Annotated in this window: 18 protein-coding genes; 6 read left to right on the top strand and 12 right to left on the bottom strand. The window is 61.6% G+C overall.

Annotated features, from left to right (window positions below):
- The first annotated feature begins 106 nt into the window (after positions 1-106).
- Both AABA34_RS09075 and trxB read left to right on the top strand, forming a co-directional pair.
- On the top strand, positions 107-898 hold the full coding sequence (locus AABA34_RS09075) for a tyrosine-protein phosphatase (protein WP_338302359.1): 792 nt from the start codon (positions 107-109) through the stop codon (positions 896-898).
- Between the two features lie 56 nt (positions 899-954).
- A complete protein-coding gene (gene trxB / locus AABA34_RS09080; RefSeq protein WP_338302360.1) occupies positions 955-1932 on the top strand; it encodes a thioredoxin-disulfide reductase in 978 nt (325 codons plus the stop codon).
- A gap of 20 nt (positions 1933-1952) precedes the next feature.
- Here the strand turns inward: trxB and AABA34_RS09085 are convergent, their stop codons facing one another.
- The 5 genes from AABA34_RS09085 to AABA34_RS09105 all read right to left on the bottom strand — a co-directional run bounded on the left by AABA34_RS09085 (position 1953) and on the right by AABA34_RS09105 (position 5827).
- Positions 1953-2378: an MAPEG family protein gene (locus AABA34_RS09085; protein ID WP_034953676.1), complete on the bottom strand. Its 426-nt coding sequence runs from the start codon at positions 2376-2378 to the stop codon at positions 1953-1955.
- 17 nt (positions 2379-2395) lie between these two features.
- Entirely contained in the window at positions 2396-2851 is a 456-nt protein-coding gene (locus AABA34_RS09090; RefSeq protein ID WP_338302361.1) for an MAPEG family protein, read from the bottom strand.
- A 66-nt stretch (positions 2852-2917) separates the two neighbouring features.
- The gene (locus AABA34_RS09095; protein WP_338302362.1) at positions 2918-3568 is read right to left on the bottom strand and encodes a class I SAM-dependent methyltransferase; all 651 of its coding nucleotides are present in this window, start codon (positions 3566-3568) and stop codon (positions 2918-2920) included.
- Positions 3568-4782 carry a DUF3419 family protein gene (locus AABA34_RS09100; RefSeq protein WP_338302363.1) on the bottom strand — a complete coding sequence of 405 codons (1215 nt, stop codon included), beginning with the start codon at positions 4780-4782 and terminating at the stop codon, positions 3568-3570. Before AABA34_RS09100 ends, AABA34_RS09095 begins: the two co-directional genes overlap by 1 nt.
- A gap of 31 nt (positions 4783-4813) precedes the next feature.
- On the bottom strand, positions 4814-5827 hold the full coding sequence (locus AABA34_RS09105; protein WP_338302364.1) for a threonine ammonia-lyase: 1014 nt from the start codon (positions 5825-5827) through the stop codon (positions 4814-4816).
- 229 nt (positions 5828-6056) lie between these two features.
- Here AABA34_RS09105 and AABA34_RS09110 point away from each other — a divergent pair, with 229 nt between their 5' ends.
- The gene (locus AABA34_RS09110; protein ID WP_338302365.1) at positions 6057-7268 is read left to right on the top strand and encodes a saccharopine dehydrogenase family protein; all 1212 of its coding nucleotides are present in this window, start codon (positions 6057-6059) and stop codon (positions 7266-7268) included.
- A complete protein-coding gene (locus tag AABA34_RS09115) occupies positions 7268-8461 on the top strand; it encodes a carboxynorspermidine decarboxylase (protein ID WP_338302366.1) in 1194 nt (397 codons plus the stop codon). Before AABA34_RS09110 ends, AABA34_RS09115 begins: the two co-directional genes overlap by 1 nt.
- On the opposite strand, the gene AABA34_RS09120 is transcribed toward AABA34_RS09115, so the two are convergent.
- Complete coding sequence (locus AABA34_RS09120; RefSeq protein ID WP_338302367.1) at positions 8458-9417, bottom strand: DUF3137 domain-containing protein; 960 nt, start codon at positions 9415-9417, stop codon at positions 8458-8460. The two genes, AABA34_RS09115 and AABA34_RS09120, sit on opposite strands and share 4 nt — an antisense overlap.
- A 71-nt stretch (positions 9418-9488) precedes the next feature.
- Here AABA34_RS09120 and AABA34_RS09125 point away from each other — a divergent pair, with 71 nt between their 5' ends.
- On the top strand, positions 9489-10046 hold the full coding sequence (locus AABA34_RS09125) for a LemA family protein (protein WP_252257555.1): 558 nt from the start codon (positions 9489-9491) through the stop codon (positions 10044-10046).
- Positions 10047-10243: 197 nt separating this feature from the next.
- Positions 10244-11449, top strand: a complete 1206-nt coding sequence (locus tag AABA34_RS09130) for a type III PLP-dependent enzyme (RefSeq protein WP_338302368.1) — start codon at positions 10244-10246, stop codon at positions 11447-11449.
- Here AABA34_RS09130 and AABA34_RS09135 read toward each other — a convergent pair.
- The 6 genes from AABA34_RS09135 to murI form a co-directional block, all read right to left on the bottom strand.
- Complete coding sequence (locus AABA34_RS09135; RefSeq protein ID WP_338302369.1) at positions 11446-11994, bottom strand: helix-turn-helix transcriptional regulator; 549 nt, start codon at positions 11992-11994, stop codon at positions 11446-11448. The two genes, AABA34_RS09130 and AABA34_RS09135, sit on opposite strands and share 4 nt — an antisense overlap.
- Positions 11991-12632: a cytochrome b/b6 domain-containing protein gene (locus AABA34_RS09140; RefSeq protein WP_338302370.1), complete on the bottom strand. Its 642-nt coding sequence runs from the start codon at positions 12630-12632 to the stop codon at positions 11991-11993. Before AABA34_RS09140 ends, AABA34_RS09135 begins: the two co-directional genes overlap by 4 nt.
- A gap of 112 nt (positions 12633-12744) precedes the next feature.
- Positions 12745-13437, bottom strand: coding sequence for a nitroreductase (locus tag AABA34_RS09145; protein ID WP_034953694.1), 693 nt, complete (start codon positions 13435-13437; stop codon positions 12745-12747).
- Between the two features lie 82 nt (positions 13438-13519).
- Positions 13520-14377, bottom strand: a complete 858-nt coding sequence (locus tag AABA34_RS09150) for a TauD/TfdA dioxygenase family protein (RefSeq protein WP_034953697.1) — start codon at positions 14375-14377, stop codon at positions 13520-13522.
- Positions 14378-14410: 33 nt separating this feature from the next.
- Positions 14411-15631 (bottom strand): 5-aminolevulinate synthase, encoded by a 1221-nt coding sequence (gene hemA / locus AABA34_RS09155; RefSeq protein WP_034953699.1) that lies wholly within the window; start codon positions 15629-15631, stop codon positions 14411-14413.
- A 170-nt stretch (positions 15632-15801) separates the two neighbouring features.
- Positions 15802-16599 carry a glutamate racemase gene (gene murI, locus AABA34_RS09160; protein WP_338302371.1) on the bottom strand — a complete coding sequence of 266 codons (798 nt, stop codon included), beginning with the start codon at positions 16597-16599 and terminating at the stop codon, positions 15802-15804.
- Between the last annotated feature and the right edge of the window lie 95 nt (positions 16600-16694).

The following is a 16694-nucleotide window of genomic DNA, read 5'->3' on the forward strand; positions in this document are numbered from 1 at the left end:
TCCGGATTCACCAAGCCGCGCTTGTTCCTTGTCTCCGCACCTCTACCTAACGGCCGACCGGTAAGCGGGTTGCGGCAGGCTCGGTGCGCTGCCAGTGATGCGGGCGATGATTCGACACACTCCAGCCGATCCGTTCATCCCGACCGAGGGTATTCACAATCTGCGCGATTACGGCGGCTATGCTGCTGCTGACGGGGCAAGGGTAAAGACCGGGCTGCTGTTCCGATCCGGCCAGCACATGGAAGCCAGCGATGGCGATCTCGAAACGATCCGCGCGCTCGACATCCGAACTATCATCGATCTGCGCGGCACCAGCGAGCGTACGAATTTCCCTTGCCGGCGGCATGAGGCGTTTGATGCCCATGTCATTGCCTATGACGGCGAAACCAGCAATTCGCCCCCCCACGAAGGCGGTGGCGGCAAGGTGGAAATGACCCCGCAAAAGGCGCGCGAACGAATGCTCGCGGTCTATACAAGGATGCCCGTAAACCCCGCGATGATCGACATGTTCACCCGCTATTTCAAATCCTTGTCGGATCGCGATGGCGGCAGTTTGGTGCATTGCTTCGCGGGCAAGGACCGCACCGGGATCGCCGCCAGCCTGCTGCTGCATGTGCTTGGCGTTCACAAGGACGATGTTGTTGCTGAATTCCTGCGTACAAATGATGCGCCCACGCAGCACATTCTGGAGCGGCAGTCGCTGCCACGCATGGAAGCCCATTACGGGAAGATCGAGCCCGACGCGCTGCGCAACCTGATGGGCGTGCTGCCCGAGTATATCGAAACCTACTGGAACGAGGTCACCCGCGATCACGGATCCATCGACGCCTATCTTGCGCAAAGATTAGGTGTGGATGAGACAAGGAAAGCTCGCCTGCGGGAGCGCCTGCTGACGTGACAAGAGGGGCTGAGCGTCCCATATCGCGGGCTGAACGACACTGAAGAGTATTCAACATGGCTACTACCCACCGCACCAAGATGCTGATCATCGGATCAGGCCCGGCCGGATATAGCGCCGCCATTTATGCCGCGCGCGCGATGCTGGAACCGATCGTGGTTCAGGGGCTGCAACCCGGCGGCCAGCTTACCATCACCACCGATGTCGAAAACTATCCCGGCTTTCGCGATGTGGTGCAGGGCCCTTGGCTGATGGAAGAGATGAAGGCTCAGGCCGAGCATGTTGGCACGCGCATGATGTACGACATCATCACCGAAGTCGATTTCGAAGGCGGCTCGCCTTTCCGTGCGCTTGGCGACAGCGGCGACGAATACATTGCTGACACTATCGTGATTGCCACCGGAGCACAGGCCAAATGGCTCGGCGTACCGGGAGAGGTCGAACTGGGCGGCAAGGGGGTATCGGCCTGCGCAACCTGCGACGGCTTTTTCTACCGCGGCAAGAAGGTGGCGGTCATCGGCGGGGGCAACACGGCCGTTGAAGAAGCCCTCTATCTCACCAATCATTCCGACGATGTGACTCTGATCCACCGCCGCGATGAGCTTCGCGCCGAGAAGATCCTGCAGGAACGCCTCTTCAAGAGCCCCAAGATTTCGACCTTGTGGAACAAGAGCGTCACCAGTTTCCAGCCGGGTGAAGACGGCACGCTGGGCCATCTGGTGCTGGAGGATACACAAACCGGCGAGACATCGACTTTGGAAGTCGATGGCGCATTCGTCGCTATCGGCCATGCCCCGGCGACCGAACTGTTCAAGGGCAAGCTGCCGATGGACGAAAGCGGTTATCTGCTGACCGAGCCGGGCACGCCCAAAACGGTGATCCCGGGTGTGTTTGCCGCCGGCGACGTGACCGATCACGTCTATCGTCAGGCCGTGACGGCAGCTGGCATGGGCTGCATGGCCGCGCTGGATGGCGAGCGTTTTCTGGCGACCCTGGAGGAGTCCCGCGAGGAGGCTGCAGTAGCGGCGGAGTAAGGCTCCGCCGCTCCGCCAGCCTAGTGGAACACCGCCATCGCCGCGTGCAGGATCAATGCGATCAGCGCGAGGCTTGAAAGCAGGAACAGCACGAAACGCACCATCACCTTGTTCGCGGTGACGTGGACGAGGCTGTGGATCACGCGCAGGCCGACGTAAATCCAGGCGATGAAGGCGTTCATGCCATCGCCTTGCCCAATGATCGCCAGCACGATTGCGACCGCATAGAACACCGTGGGCGCTTCATGCAGGTGATTGTAATTGTGCGCTTTCCACTGGACGCTTTGTGGCAGCTTCTGATCAAGCAGCCCTACGATCTGAGCATCGTCAGGCTGTATCTGCGCCTTTTGCATCGCGGGGATGCGGGTGATGTACATCCACGCCCAGATGATCATCGTCCAGATCATCAGCGCGACGACGGGTTGCAGGATATCCATTCCGATCATGATCTTCTGCGCTCCCTTTACTGCGGTGCCATGCCGGGATCGGCAAAGGCCGTAGCCATCACCGCCCTGACAGCGAGAACGATCAGCACGGTTGTGCTGGCAAGGAACAGCAGAAACCGCACCGGAATCTTGTTGATCAGGATCTGCCAAAGGGAATGCACGATCCGCAGGCCGACATAGACCCACGCCAGCGTCACATCGAGCGCGCCTGCACCAACAATCGCGAGGATCGCGCTGACGGCATAAAACAGTGTGGGCTGTTCATGCAGGTGCGTGTGATTGTGCGAAGGCCAGTTGGCCTTGTCCGGGATCACGCCTTCCAGATCATTCCCGCGTGCGCCCTGCTTGGCTGCGAGCGCGGATTTGTCTTCCAGCTTGGCAATCGCGCCGAAACGCGACGGAATGATCCACAGGAGTACGATGAGCGTCCAGACCACCAGAACGGCGGCGGGCGCGAGCATTTGTGCTTGCATTGAGTGATCCTCTCTCTCTTGCCGACTAACTGCGAGAGGCTCTGACGATTGTCAAATGCGTTCGATTCACCCGGGTATGCGCAGGACGTGCAACTGGAAGTAGCTGAGCATTCCCCGTTGCGAAGTTAGCTCCATTCCCTGCGCCATGGCGATCCGCCGGGCCGCTTCGGGCAGGGTGTCGCGGGTTTCGACGTGAAACTTTGCCAGCCAGCGGTGCAGCATTCTCTCCAGCGGGCCGGGCATTCCGCCAAGGTCGCCGAAATCGACGATGTGCAATTCTCCTCCCGGTGCCAATTGCGCGGTCGCGTGAGAAACCGCAGCTTCCCAATCGGGGATCATCGAAAGCGCATAGGACAGGACGATCCGGTCAAACGCCGCTTCGCCCAGCAGTTCGAGCGGATCGAAGGAGCAGGCGTCCCCTTCGCCCAATGTAGCGCCATCACCCAAGGCCTTGCGCGCGTTCTTGAGCATTTCGGCCGAGATATCGAGGCCGTAGAGCCGCACTCCCGGCCATGCCTTGCCGATCCGGGCAAGGTTGCGCCCGGTGCCGCAGGCGATCTCCAGCACGCGCATTCCGGGCTTTGCGTCCAGCCCGTCAATCAGTGTGTCGCGTCCGAACAGGTAGTATTTGCGCGTCAGATCATAGATGTGGCGCTGGCCCTTGTAGACGCTGTCCATCAGCGCCGCGTGAGGGGTGGGGGCAGTTCCTGTTGCCATTACGCCAGCTCGTAAAGGTGGACGCCGCCATAGATCGAGGAGCGGTCGCGCGCGGTCAGGTCCGCCGAAGTCTCCTCCAGATACCGCCATTTCGACAGGATCGCATCGTCCAGCCTTCCGGGCAGCAGGCTTGGCTCGGCAGCCGTCCGGAACAGCACCCGCGCACCGGGCCGGGCAGCGCGGGTGATGCGGGTCCATAGTTCGTCGAGCTGGGCGTTGTTCATCCAATCCTGCGCATCAAGCAGCACGAACCGGTCAAGCGATGCCTCCTCCCGCTCGCCGATCCAATGCACCATATTGGCGCGCACCACATCGAGCCGCTCAATCCGCTCGCGCATGATCTCCCAGTTCTGGCGCTGGAGATACGGGGGCAGGGGGGCGTCTTCCTTTCGATCGTAACCCCGGCCGAATGCCTGCCACGCGAAGTAGTTGTCCTTGATCTCGAAGTCGCAGGCGAGCTTCTCGAGCCTCCGGCGCAGCACTTCAGCCATCCGCTCGTCACCGGCCAGTTCGGCAAACTGGGCAGGCGGTATGCCGAGGCCGAACAGCGAGGCGGGTTGATCGGTCAGCCAGCGGATGAACTTCTTGTCGAAGACCGGTGCCAGCTCTTTCTCGAACACCTCGCGCTGTTCTTCCAGCGTTTCGGCTTTGAGCAGCTTTGACAGGTCGATCTTGTACAGCTTGGCAAACAGGTGTGCCAAACCGATGAAGTTGCCCAGCAGCCCGCGCTTGTAGAGGCCCTTGGTGAAGTAGCTGATCCGGCGACGACCCTTGATATCGCGCTTTTCCCAGTACTTGCGGCTTTCCGCGTCGAGATGCGGGGCAATCATCTCCTTGTAGACCGCCTTGTTTTCGGCGTGGTCGGCATGGCCGAAGAAGCGCTGGAAACGCTCGTAACTGGGCAGGTGCTTGATCGCTGTGATCTTGAGCTGGCCAAGCGCCACATGTGCGCGGTTCAGGTCCACCGCCGTCACCTGCGCGGGATCGGCGGTGAGATAGGACAGCGCGTTGCAGCTGCCGCTGGCGATGCACATCAGGCGGCTGTCGGGCTGGATGGCGAGGCCTTCCATGTCCACCACCGGGTCTTCCCATATCTGGGCATAGACGAGACCGTTGAAGGCGAGGGCGAATGCCTTGTCGAGCAGCTTGTCGCCGACCGAGGCATCCTTGCGCACGACTGCGTCTTCGATGATGCGTTTGGGCTGCACTGTCATGTCCGGGGCGTGTCCTTAGGGGGAGGAAGGGTCAGGCACCGGTCATATTGCCGCTGCGTGTCGGCAATGTGACGGTATCCACAGATGCATCGCCGCCCGCGATCGTTTCGGCGAAGCGGGCGGGATCGGCGTTGCCCCCGGTCAGCATGATCACGGTATCCGCATCCACCGGCACCTTGCCCGCCAGCGCTGCCGCCAGTGCCGCCGCGCCGCCCGGTTCGATCACCATGCGAAGGTTGGCAAAAGCCCATCGCTGCGCCGTCCGCACCTCCGCATCGGAGACGCTGACGCCTGGCTCCGCGCGGCCTTGCAGCACTTTGAGGTTGATTGCCTTGGTCGCGTTGGGTTGCAGCGCGTCGCAGACCGTTCTGGGCGCATCGGGCGCGGCGTGGACGATCTCTCCCGCCGCCATCGCCTGCCCGACCATGTCCCAGCCTTCGGGTTCGACCACGTGGATCGCACTGTCGGGGCAGCCCAGCGCCAGTCCCGCCGCCAGTCCTCCGCCGCCGCAGCACACGATGAAGCGCGACGGCGCATGGCCCAGCTGCGCGGTCGCTTCGATCCCGGCGCTGCCTTGCCCTTCGATCACCCACGGATCGCCAAAGGCATGGACAAGCGTACCGCCATTCTCTGCGATCAGCCTTGCCGCCACTTCGTCGCGGTCCTCGCCGGGCCGCTCGTACAGGACAATGTCGGCGCCCAGTGCGCTTGTGTTGGCCAGCTTCACTTGCGGCGCGTCGCGTGGCATCACGATCGTCGCGGCGATACCCAGCCGCTTCGCCGCCCATGCGACGCCCTGAGCATGATTGCCTGATGAAACGGCGACAACGCCGCCCTTGCGTTCATCATCGGTGAGGCAGGAAAGCCGCCACCAGCCGCCCCTGATCTTGAACGCGCCGATGGGTTGCAGGTTCTCCGCCTTGACCCAGCAGCCCGTGCCGTTGATCTCCACCGGCAACAGCGGGGTGGGGGGCAGGATGGCGGCGATGCTGTCTGCGGCGGCGATCACGCCTGCGTGAGTCGGCTTGCGGATGCTGTCTTTCATGAGTGAATCCCTACAGGATGGAACACATGGAACACAGTCCTGGAGGAAAAAACTCCGGGGCTGGCGCACCCTTCAATGAAGCCGCGGGCAGGGCGGGGAAGGGTGAGCATTGCGACCATGCCGCGGGATATACAATCTGCACCCGGCGTAGGAAATCGCGGATCGATTGAGCCTTCCCGTGCATTGCCCTAATGCGCGCATCAGATTCGAATTCGAAAGGTTGATTGTTATGTCGAAAGTGCTGGTAATCGGGGCAGGCGGCGTCAGCAGCGTTTGCGTCCACAAGATGGCGATGAACAGCGATATCTTCCCCGATATCCATCTCGCCAGCCGCACCAAATCGAAATGCGATGCCATCGCCGCCAGCGTGAAGCAGCGCACTGGGGTCGATATCAAGACTTACGAGATCGACGCCGAGGAAGTCCCGGCGATGATCAACCTGATCAAGAAGGTCGAGGCGACACTCGTCGTCAACCTCGCGCTGCCGTATCAGGATTTGCCGATAATGGATGCGTGCCTTGCTGCCGGTGTCGATTACCTCGACACCGCCAATTATGAGCCCAAGGACGAGGCAAAGTTCGAATACAAGTGGCAGTGGGCCTATCATGATCGCTTCAAGGAAACGGGGCTGATGGCGCTGCTGGGTTCGGGTTTCGATCCAGGCGTGACCAGCGTTTTCACCATGTGGCTGAAGAAGCACAAACTGAAGACGATCCGCCAGCTCGACATCCTCGATTGCAACGGCGGCGATCACGGTCAGCATTTCGCCACCAACTTCAACCCGGAAATCAACATCCGCGAAGTGACTGCGCCCGCGCGTCATTGGGAAAACGGCGAGTGGGTCGAAACCCCGGCGATGCAGGTGAAGACCGAATTCGACTTTGAAGCGGTCGGCCCGAAAAACGCCTATCTGATGTATCACGAAGAGCTGGAAAGCCTCGCCAAATTCGTGCCCGAGCTTGAGCGTGCCCGTTTCTGGATGACCTTTGGCGATGCCTACATCACCCACCTCACCGTGCTGCAGAATGTCGGCATGACCAGCATCGAGCCGGTGAAGTATCAGGGCCGCGAAATCATCCCCCTGCAATTCCTTGCCGCCGTGCTGCCCAAGCCCGAAACGCTTGGCGAGACGACCAAGGGCAACACCAATATCGGCGTGATTGCCACGGGTGAGGCGCTCGACGGGTCAGGCGAAAAGACGTTCTACATCAACAATATCTGCAGCCACGAAGCAGCCTATGAGGAAACCGGCAACCAGGCGGTATCCTACACCACCGGCGTCCCCGCCATGATCGGCGCGGCGATGATGGTGACCGGAAAATGGGCAGGGGATGGCGTCTTCAACATGGAAGAAATGGACCCCGATCCGTTCATGGAGATGCTCAACGCGCACGGCTTGCCGTGGAAAGTCGTGGAAATGGACGGGCCGGTTTCTTTCTGATGGAAACCAAGGCCGGCGATCCGGGGGCTTTTGCCCATTTTGACCTGTCGCGCGTCGATACGCCCGCCTTCGTGGTGGATGCGGCGAAGATTCGCGCCAATTGTCAGCTGCTCGCCGGGATCCGCGATGCCGCGGCGGCTGATGGCGCGAATATCAAGGTGTTCGCGGCGCTGAAGGCGTTTTCCATGTGGTCGGTCGCACCGATCATCGGGGAATATCTCGATGGCGTTTCGACCAGCGGATTGTGGGAGGCGCGGCTCGCCAGCGAGTTCTACGATGGCGAGATCGCGACCTATTCCGCCGCCTACAAGCCCGAAGATCTGGAGGAAATCTGCCGTCTGTCGGATCACGTGATCTTCAACAGCCCGGCGCAGATGCAGCGCGCCGCGCTGATCCTCGATCATGCGGCGACGACCGGGGGCGATGTTTCCGTCGGCCTGCGCATCAACCCGCAGGTGCCCACGGGCGAAGTCGCCAAATACGATCCGTCAGCGCCCGGATCGCGGCTTGGTTTTCCGCTCGACCAGCTGACTGAGGAGATGATGGAAGGGGTGGAGGGCATCCACTTCCACAATCTGTGCGAACAGACCTTTGAACCGCTGCGCCAGACATGGGACCGGGTGTTCGATGCGATCGAGCCGTATTTCGGGCAGCTCAAGTGGATCAACATGGGCGGCGGCCACCATATCACCCGCGCCGATTACGAGCGTGATGAACTGGTCGAATTCCTGAAGGACGCAGCCGAGGATACCGGCGCGGAAATCATCCTTGAACCGGGCGAGGCCGTGGCGCTGGATGCGGGGATACTGGTGGGCACGCTGCTCGACACCTTCTTCAACGAAGTGCCGATTGGCGTGACCGACATCTCCGCAACCTGCCACATGCCCGATGTGTTGGAGGCGCCTTATCGCCCCGCGATGCTGGGCGAACTGACCGACGAGGCACAGATCCCGATCCGTCTGGGCGGGCCGTCCTGCCTCGCAGGGGACGTGATCGGCGACTATCGCCTGCCTGTCCCCGCCGATCCGGGCGCGCGTTTCGCGTTCCTCGATCAGGCGCACTATTCGATGGTGAAGACCAACACCTTTAACGGGGTGCAGCTTCCGTCGATCTGGCTGTGGGACAGCGAAACCGACGCGCTCGAATGCGTGAAGCGGTTTGATTACGAGGATTTCCGCGACCGGCTGAGCTAATCGGCGCGCAGCACCCGCCCGCGTTCGTTCTGGTTGATCGCCAGCGCAAGGCCCGCCATCGCGCCAAATTGCTGTGCGGCTTCGGCGACGCGGGCGTGGTCTTCGTGTGCGTTCATCGAACCGCTTTCGAACAGATCGCCGCTTTCCACTGCAAGGATCACCTCGCCGCGGGTGAAAATCGCCCTGACGGCATCGCCGTGGAAAGCATTTTCCAGCGCGAGCAGGTGTTCGACATAGGACGGGTGGATCAGCACGCGTGCCTCCACCTGATCATCGCTCCAGACCTCGAACACGTCCTCGAAATCGGGGTGGACCTGATCGACATAATCGAGCCGGTGGCCGCGAAAGGTTGCATGGTCCGCCCGCCCGCCAAGGCCCAGCCACTTGCGATGCTTGCCCGCGCGTTGGAGCAAGGTGGTGGAATGGAACGGGCGGCCGAACTCCATCCGCATTATCGCGCCGCGAAACACCGTGACCCAGCGCCGGTTCTTGCCCGAACCGCGCCGTTCCTCAAGATGCGCCTCGTAAAGCCCGAAGCCGTGCCCTTCGAGCGTGCCATGCCAGTAATCCTCGAAACTGTCCCGATCGCTGCCGGGGATCAGCCCGTATGTGCGCGCAGCCTCGTATTCGGGGCCGGGGTCGACATCGTGCGAATATTCAATGCCGAACTGACGTGCGATGGCGGAATTGATGCCGACCTTGATCGCGCGCTTGGCTTCACTGATGGGCGCATATCCCCATGCGGAAAGCGCGGTGAAGGCGATCAGAGGAATAACCATGCGCCATGATCCGATGCCCGGCACGAACCACAGGAAAGCGATCAATGGCAACAGCGCGATCCCGCCGTAAAACCAGCGGTTGAACGCCTTTTTGCGCGCGGCATCGCGCATGGATTGCTGATCGGCCAGCCAGTTTCCCAGCTCACCGCCCATCAATCCTTGAATATCGGCGCGCATCACACGCTTTCCCTTTCCCCTTAACGATTGCCGGTTATGATGACCTAGCCCGGTAAAGGAGGGATGGACAAATGGGATTTTCGACCTGGATCGTTCTTGGCGCGCTGGTGGTGATCGCCTTCGTGGTGATCGGCATCTACAACCGGCTTGTTGGCCTCAGGCAGAACGTGCGGCAGGGCAGGGCCGATATCGACGCGCAATTGCGCCAGCGGCACGATCTCATCCCCAATCTGGTCGAAACGGTGAAAGGCTATGCCGGGCATGAGGCGTCGACGCTCGAAGCGGTGATCCAGGCCCGCAACGCGGCGGCCAAGGGTGATCCCGACAGCGGCAGCGAAAAAGGGCTGCGCGTCGCGCTCGACAATCTGCTCGCGCTGGGGGAGGCCTATCCCGATCTCAAGGCCTCGGCCAATTTTCAGGAATTGCAACGCGAGCTTGCCGATATCGAGGACAAGCTTGCCGCAGCACGCCGCGCGCTCAATGCCGCGGTGGCCCGTTACAACACCGCGCGCGAGAATTTCCCCGCCGTTCTGGTGGCCGGATCGCTCGGTTTCCAGCCCGCCGATTTCAACCAGCTTGACGACAGCGAACGCGGCACCGTGGATCAGGTCCCGCACGTCGGATTTTAGACTTTTTCGGAACTTTCACTGCTGTGCCCGTTGGTTAGGTAAATGCCGGACGGGAAAAGCGCGTTTGCACACGCGATTTTCATTGCGCAGCCGCTGATAGTGTCTATATGCGCCCTTCTTCTGCCCCAAGGGACATGACCGCAAGGCAGGCTCGTAACCGTTTGGTTGAACACTGAACCTTTAGGGGGTCCCTTGAGTTGCACATCTATCCTGACGCCCAGGCTGTAGCGCGGGCACTTCGCCCCGACGAACCAGTCATTCTCAACCGCCCGCATGCCGCGCGGCGCGCCGCCCGTTTCTTTGTCGACAAGTTTCCCGGCAAGGTTCTGTATGCGGTGAAGTCCAACCCCGCACCCGATCTGATCGAGGTGCTATGGGACGCGGGCGTGACTCATTACGATGTCGCCTCGATCGCGGAGGTGCGGCTGGTGCGCGCTGCGCTGCCGGACGCGACCCTGTGCTTCATGCACCCGATCAAGACGCCCAGCGCCATCCGCGAAGCCTATTTCAAGCATGGCGTGAAGACCTTCAGCCTCGACAGCGTTGAGGAGCTGGAGAAGATCGTCGAGGCCTGCCGTAATCCCGAAACCGGCGAAGCTGCGCGCGACCTGCGCCTGTGCGTGCGCCTGCGCGTGTCTTCGGAATATTCGGAGCTTTCGCTCGCGTCGAAGTTCGGCTGCGACCTGCTCGAAGCGCCTGCTCTGTTGCAGGAAGTCCGCCAGCATTGCGACTGGCTGGGCATTTGCTTCCACGTCGGCAGCCAGGCGATGACGCCGTTTGCCTTCGTCCAGGCGCTTGACCGCACCCGTGCCGCGATTGCCGAAGCTTCGGTGGTGATCGACATGATCGATGTCGGCGGGGGTTTCCCGTCGATCTATCCGGGCATGGAGCCGCCCCCGCTGGAGGACTATTTCCAGATCATCCACCAGCACTTCTACGCGCTGCCGATCGCCTACAACGCAGAGCTTTGGTGCGAACCGGGCCGTGCGTTGTGCGCCGAATATTCGAGCATGATCGTCAAGGTCGAAAAGCGCCGCGGAAACGAGCTTTACATCAATGATGGCGCTTACGGCGCGCTCTACGATGCGGCGCATGTGGCATGGCGTTTCCCGGTTGAAGCACTGGAAGACGATCTGCGCGATGCCAAGGAAGACTTCGCCTTCTACGGCCCGACCTGCGACGATGCCGACTACATGGCCGGCCCCTTCGCCTTGCCCGGAGACATCCAGGCGGGCGATTTCATCGAGATCGGAATGCTGGGCGCATACGGCGCAGCGATGAAGACCGGCTTCAACGGTTTCGGCGAAGCCGAAGTCGTTATCGTCGAGGACGAACCGATGATGAGCATGTTCGACGGCAGCCGCGTGCGCGTCGACAGCGATAACGTCGTGAGTTTGCGCTAAGGCATGATTTCGGATTGTCCGGGCTGGCTTGATGGCCCACCCGGACCAATCTCGATCAATTCATCGAGAAACAGGCTTGCAAGGGCGTGGCGCGATCCGACTCCGGCCTTGGCGTAGATGGACGTTAGCTGCGCCCTTACCGTTCCCTCCGCCACGCTTCTGAGGCCGGCTATTTCGCCTGTTTCAAACCCCTTCAGTGCAAACAGCGCGACTTCGCTTTCCGCATCGCTCAGGCCCCATTCGCTGAAACGCTGGGTTATGACATCGGCAATCGCTCCGCGTGCCAGCTTCAGGGTCTGCTCGTCGCGCCGCGCCTGTTCGATCATCCGGCGGGTCTGCCACGCGCCAAGTCCTACACCCGCCATCAGCGCAAGGGCGATCACCACTTCCGCGATGATGTGCAGGCCCCATTCTCCCGCCGCCAGATCCATCGCCGCGTCGGCGATGAAGAAGACCGCGGCAACCGCCTGGATGACGACAATTGCGGCGACCAGCGATATGCGCAGGCCGCCGCGGTCTTGCGTCGATGTCGATGCCTTGGTCATTTCCCTCCGGGCAGCATTGCCGTGATCGTCCGCTTGCCACTGCGTGCGGTTTCGAATGCCACGCCGCCAATATGCAACAGGATCAGCAGATAGAGAAGATTGACCGCGATCTCGTGCACTTCTTCCAGCACTTCCTCGCCTTCGTCTTCTTCGCCATCTTCGCCGTGTTCGCCATACTCTTCATCTTCGCGATATTCGCCGTGTTCGTCTTCTTCGGCTTCGCCAGAAATGATCTGCGCCGGAGTGGTCGACGCATCGATAGCGGGCGGGGCGCCTGCCATCGCGATGCCGCTGGCAACGATCACGCCAAGGCAGGCCCAGATCGCATAAGCCATCAGCGCGCCCAGCGGATTGTGCGAGCCGTGCTCTTCATGCCGCCCTTCGCGGATTGCCCGGATATGCGCCAGCGCGCGCGAAGGGCTTGGCGGGAAAGAGGCAAAGCGCGCCGGGCGGGTGCCAATCACGCCCCACAGCAGCCTAAGCGCGAGCAGGCCGGCCAATGTGTAGCCCGCCCAGATATGCGCAATCGAGCCTTCGCCCACGATCAGGGCGTTGCACACGACAACGGCGGCAACGCCCCAATGGGTTATCTTCACCAGCGGGTCCCAGCGTTTCGCGGGTGTCTGGTCCTGTGTCATCGTATTCCTCCGCAAGAAATTGCCGGAGGAACAATGCGCCCGAAATGCAGGGCTTTCGATTGGAGCGGCGCTTATGCCGGGCGAATAAGCAGATGCTTACGTCCGCAGCGGATCAATCAAACCCCACAAACCGTGCCGCTTCGTCAACGCTGCGGCGGGTGATCTTTACCGGGTTGGCGGGGAAGTCCGGATCGGGCCAGCCCATCGCGATGGCTTTCATGATGACCTGATCGTCCGGGATATTGGCGTGTTCGCGCACCACGGGCGATTGCATGATCCCTTGCGAGTTGATCACGCAGCCAAGCCCGCGTGACCATGCTGCGTTGACGAGCGCCGTGGTGACAGCGCCGCAATCGAACACGGTGTCGTCGGCGTCGGACAGCTCCTTGTCATAGGTGACGATGACGCACACTGGCGCATCGAACTGGCGGAAACCCCGCAGCACCCAGTCCTGCCGTTTTTCCTTGTCGTCGCGGCCGATGCCCATCGCTTCGAACAGCTGGATCGCGCAGCCGACCTGACGATCGCGGTGCACGCCCTGAAACGGGTGGCCCTTGCGGAATTCGCGGCTGTCGGGCTCGCCCGCCAGAATGCGCTCGGTATTGCCCTTGCGAATGCGGTCGAGCGGTTCGCCGGTGATGACGTGGAAGTGATAGGGCTGGGTATTCATCGACGAAGGCGAACGCATCGCCATCGTCAGCACTTCCTCGATCAGTTCGCGTGGCACGGCACGATCGAGATAGCCGCGGATGCTGCGCCTCCCGAGGACGACTTCGTCATATTTCTGGTCTGGATTGCCGTACACGCATCACTCTCCCGAATCTGTTTGTGTGGAGAGCTAGCGCAGCACGGGGCTGCCGCAAAATCCCTTACGGCGAGCGTCCGGTTTAGGGGGTGAAAAAGGGGCGATCCCCCGCAATCGTCACGCGTTCCATCACCCGGCGGGCGGGGAAGTAATCGGATACGGCGAAATGTTGGCACACGCGGTTGTCCCAGAAGGCAACCGATCCCGCCTGCCAGCGGAAGCGGCACTGGATCTCCACATCCCACGCTGTCTTGTAAAGATGATCGAGCAGCCAGCGGGATTCCTCCTTGGAAAGCCCCTCGATATGGCTGGTGAAGGCGGTGTTGACATAGATCGCACGCTCGCCCGTTTCGGGATGAGTGCGGATCACCGGATGGCGCATCGGCGGATAGGTGTCGTGCAATTCCTCGGGCTGCTTGCCGAGCCGCTTGGCAAAGACGCGGCTGATGTCGTGCACCGCCGTCAAACCTTCGCACAGTCGCTTCATCTGGTCGCTCAGCCGTTCATAGGCGAGGTGCATGTTCGCAAACAGCGTGTCGCCGCCACATTCGGGCACTTCGCGGGCGAGCAGGATGGACCCGAGCGAAGGGCATTCGCGCCATGTCACGTCGGAATGCCAGTGGTTTTCCTGCCCGCGGCTTTTCGTCCCGTAGGCAATCTTCAACACCTCGGGGTTGGGCTGGTCCTTGGGCGTGGCCGGGTGCACCTCCAGCTCGCCGAAATGGCGTGCAAAGGCGATGTGCGCTTCCTGCGTCAGGTGTTGATCGCGAAAGAAGATCACCCCGTGCTTCAGCAAAGCGGCACGGATTTCGGGGACGCGTTTGGCAATGTCGGGAGCGCCCAGATCGATGCCGTGGATTTCCGCGCCGATGGCGGGTGTCATCGGACGTATGTCGAGCGTGCCCGTATCGAGCTTTGCCCGGTCGAATGTGGTGGCCATTTTCCTCTCCCTCTTGCGGGAGAGTGTGCCGCCTTACGCCGCCTCGCGCAATTCCATATCGAGCCGGTCCCAGATTTCGACAAGCGCTTGCGTCAGCTCGGTCATCATCGCTTCGGTGTGATGCGGGCCGGGGGTGAAGCGCAGGCGCTCCGTCCCGCGCGGAACCGTGGGATAGTTGATCGGCTGCACATAGACGCCGTATTCGGCCAGCAGGATGTCGCTGATCTTCTTGGCGCGCACCGGATCGCCGACCATCAGCGGAACGATGTGGGTAACACTGTCCATCACCGGCAGGCCGGCTTCGGCAAACTTCAGCTTGAGCATGGCGGCGGCCTGCTGCTGTGCGTTGCGCTCGACATTGGAAGACTTGAGGTGCTTCACGGATGCCAGCACGCCCGCGACCAGAACGGGCGACAACGACGTGGTGAAGATGAAGCCGGGGGCATAGCTGCGGATGCAGTCGACGACCTTGTTGCTCGCCGCGATATAGCCGCCCATCACGCCGAACGCCTTGCCCAGCGTGCCTTCGATGATGTCGATGCGGTGCGCGGCGTTGTCACGCTCCGAAATGCCGCCACCGTGATCGCCATACATGCCCACGGCGTGGACTTCGTCGATGTAGGTGAGGGCGTTGTATTTCTCGGCCAGATCGCAGATCGCGTGGATCGGGGCGACATCGCCGTCCATCGAATAGACGCTTTCGAATGCGATCACCTTGGGGGTGTTGGCGTCCTCGGCGGCGAGCAGTTCTTCGAGATGCGCCACGTCATTGTGGCGGAACACCCGCTTTTCACAGCCCGAATTGCGGATGCCGGCGATCATGCTGGCGTGGTTCAATTCGTCCGAGAAGATCACGCAGCCGGGCAACAGTTTCGCCAAAGTCGAAAGCGTCGCGTCGTTCGAGACATAGCCGGAGGTGAACAGCAGCGCTGCATCCTTGCCGTGCAGTTCGGCAAGCTCGCGTTCCAGTTCGACATGCAGGTGCGTGTTGCCGCCGATGTTGCGTGTGCCGCCTGAACCCGCGCCGACATCGTGCAGTGCCGCCTCCATTGCGCCGATGACGACATCGTGCTGGCCCATGCACAGGTAATCGTTGGAGCACCAGACCGTGATCGGCTTTGGCCCGTTGTGGCCATGGAAACACCGCGCATTGGGATAGGCACCCTTGTTGCGCATGATGTCAATAAAGACGCGGTAGCGGCCTTCTTCGTGAAGACGGTCAATCGCCTGGTCGAAGATCTGGTCGTAGTTCATGTCTCACGCTTCATGTCTGGTGTGGACGGCACGGTTTTTCCGCGCTCTTGACGTCCAGATTCCGAATACACACAGGCCATACAACCCATCGACGGCCCAAAGGTTTCAGACGACTATCTAGGGAGTCGGAACGGGCTTGGCCACAGCGATCTTTGCGAGCGATTTGCAGGTCAGAAAGCCGCAGCAGCGCTGAATCCGCGAGCGGAAAGAGCGGCTTCCAACCCGCTGGCCGCGTTGATCGGCCCGGTCACGAAGAAGCGGTTCGGGCCGGTCTTCTCCATCGGCTGCCCATCCAGCAGGTGCGCGATCCGGCGCGCGATCCCGGCTGCTCCGTCAACCAGCCGGACATCCGCGCCAAACACAATGCGCAATTCATCGGCGAGCAGCGGGAAGTGGGTGCAGGCCAGCACCAGAGTATCGATCCGGTCGCCGCCGGGCATGGCGCGCAAAGCGTCCGCCACGCGCTCTATCACCGCCATGTCGACCGGCTCTCCGCGCAGCTTCGCCTCTGCCGCGCCGACGAATTCGGGCGCGGCGATCCGCAGCAAAGTCTTGTCGGCTGCAAACTGGTGTTCAAGCTCATCGACATAGCGTTGTCGAATGGTCGCCTGCGTGCCGATCAGTCCGATTGCGCCGGTTTGGGTCATTGCGGCGGCGGGCTTGATCGCGGGGACAGTGCCGACGATCGGCACCTCCAGCACCTCGCGCACATTGCCGAGCGCGATGGTGCTCGCCGTGTTGCAGGCGATGCAGACGAGACGCGGGCGGAACCGTTCGCTCATCCGCCCCAGCAGCCCGGCAACGCGGGCGGCAACCTGGGCTTCGGTCTTTTCGCCATAGGGCAGGCCCGCCAGATCGGCGGCATAGATCACCGGCGCATCCGGCAGCACCTCGCGCAGCGCGTCATAGACGGTCAGCCCGCCAACGCCGGAATCGAACAGCAGGATGGGGGAGGACTTATCCGGCAAAACTATCTCCGTTCGGGCTGAGCTTGTCGAAGCCCTGTCCTTTTCTTTTCGAAGCGGGGCATTAGAAGAAAGTACCGCCCTTCGACAAGTTCGGG

The sequence above is a fragment of the Erythrobacter sp. Dej080120_24 genome, from assembly GCF_036322605.1.
Classification (GTDB): domain Bacteria; phylum Pseudomonadota; class Alphaproteobacteria; order Sphingomonadales; family Sphingomonadaceae; genus Erythrobacter; species Erythrobacter aurantius.

What these genes read in the sequence shown, in the direction of transcription:
- AABA34_RS09075 (WP_338302359.1), top strand. Translation starts at nt 107, where the DNA reads ATGATTCGACACACTCCAGCCGATCCGTTCATCCCGACCGAGGGTATT.
- trxB (WP_338302360.1), top strand. Translation starts at nt 955, where the DNA reads ATGGCTACTACCCACCGCACCAAGATGCTGATCATCGGATCAGGCCCG.
- AABA34_RS09085 (WP_034953676.1), bottom strand. Translation starts at nt 2,378, where the DNA reads ATGATCGGAATGGATATCCTGCAACCCGTCGTCGCGCTGATGATCTGG.
- AABA34_RS09090 (WP_338302361.1), bottom strand. Translation starts at nt 2,851, where the DNA reads ATGCAAGCACAAATGCTCGCGCCCGCCGCCGTTCTGGTGGTCTGGACG.
- AABA34_RS09095 (WP_338302362.1), bottom strand. Translation starts at nt 3,568, where the DNA reads ATGGCAACAGGAACTGCCCCCACCCCTCACGCGGCGCTGATGGACAGC.
- AABA34_RS09100 (WP_338302363.1), bottom strand. Translation starts at nt 4,782, where the DNA reads ATGACAGTGCAGCCCAAACGCATCATCGAAGACGCAGTCGTGCGCAAG.
- AABA34_RS09105 (WP_338302364.1), bottom strand. Translation starts at nt 5,827, where the DNA reads ATGAAAGACAGCATCCGCAAGCCGACTCACGCAGGCGTGATCGCCGCC.
- AABA34_RS09110 (WP_338302365.1), top strand. Translation starts at nt 6,057, where the DNA reads ATGTCGAAAGTGCTGGTAATCGGGGCAGGCGGCGTCAGCAGCGTTTGC.
- AABA34_RS09115 (WP_338302366.1), top strand. Translation starts at nt 7,268, where the DNA reads ATGGAAACCAAGGCCGGCGATCCGGGGGCTTTTGCCCATTTTGACCTG.
- AABA34_RS09120 (WP_338302367.1), bottom strand. Translation starts at nt 9,417, where the DNA reads ATGCGCGCCGATATTCAAGGATTGATGGGCGGTGAGCTGGGAAACTGG.
- AABA34_RS09125 (WP_252257555.1), top strand. Translation starts at nt 9,489, where the DNA reads ATGGGATTTTCGACCTGGATCGTTCTTGGCGCGCTGGTGGTGATCGCC.
- AABA34_RS09135 (WP_338302369.1), bottom strand. Translation starts at nt 11,994, where the DNA reads ATGACCAAGGCATCGACATCGACGCAAGACCGCGGCGGCCTGCGCATA.
- AABA34_RS09140 (WP_338302370.1), bottom strand. Translation starts at nt 12,632, where the DNA reads ATGACACAGGACCAGACACCCGCGAAACGCTGGGACCCGCTGGTGAAG.
- AABA34_RS09150 (WP_034953697.1), bottom strand. Translation starts at nt 14,377, where the DNA reads ATGGCCACCACATTCGACCGGGCAAAGCTCGATACGGGCACGCTCGAC.
- hemA (WP_034953699.1), bottom strand. Translation starts at nt 15,631, where the DNA reads ATGAACTACGACCAGATCTTCGACCAGGCGATTGACCGTCTTCACGAA.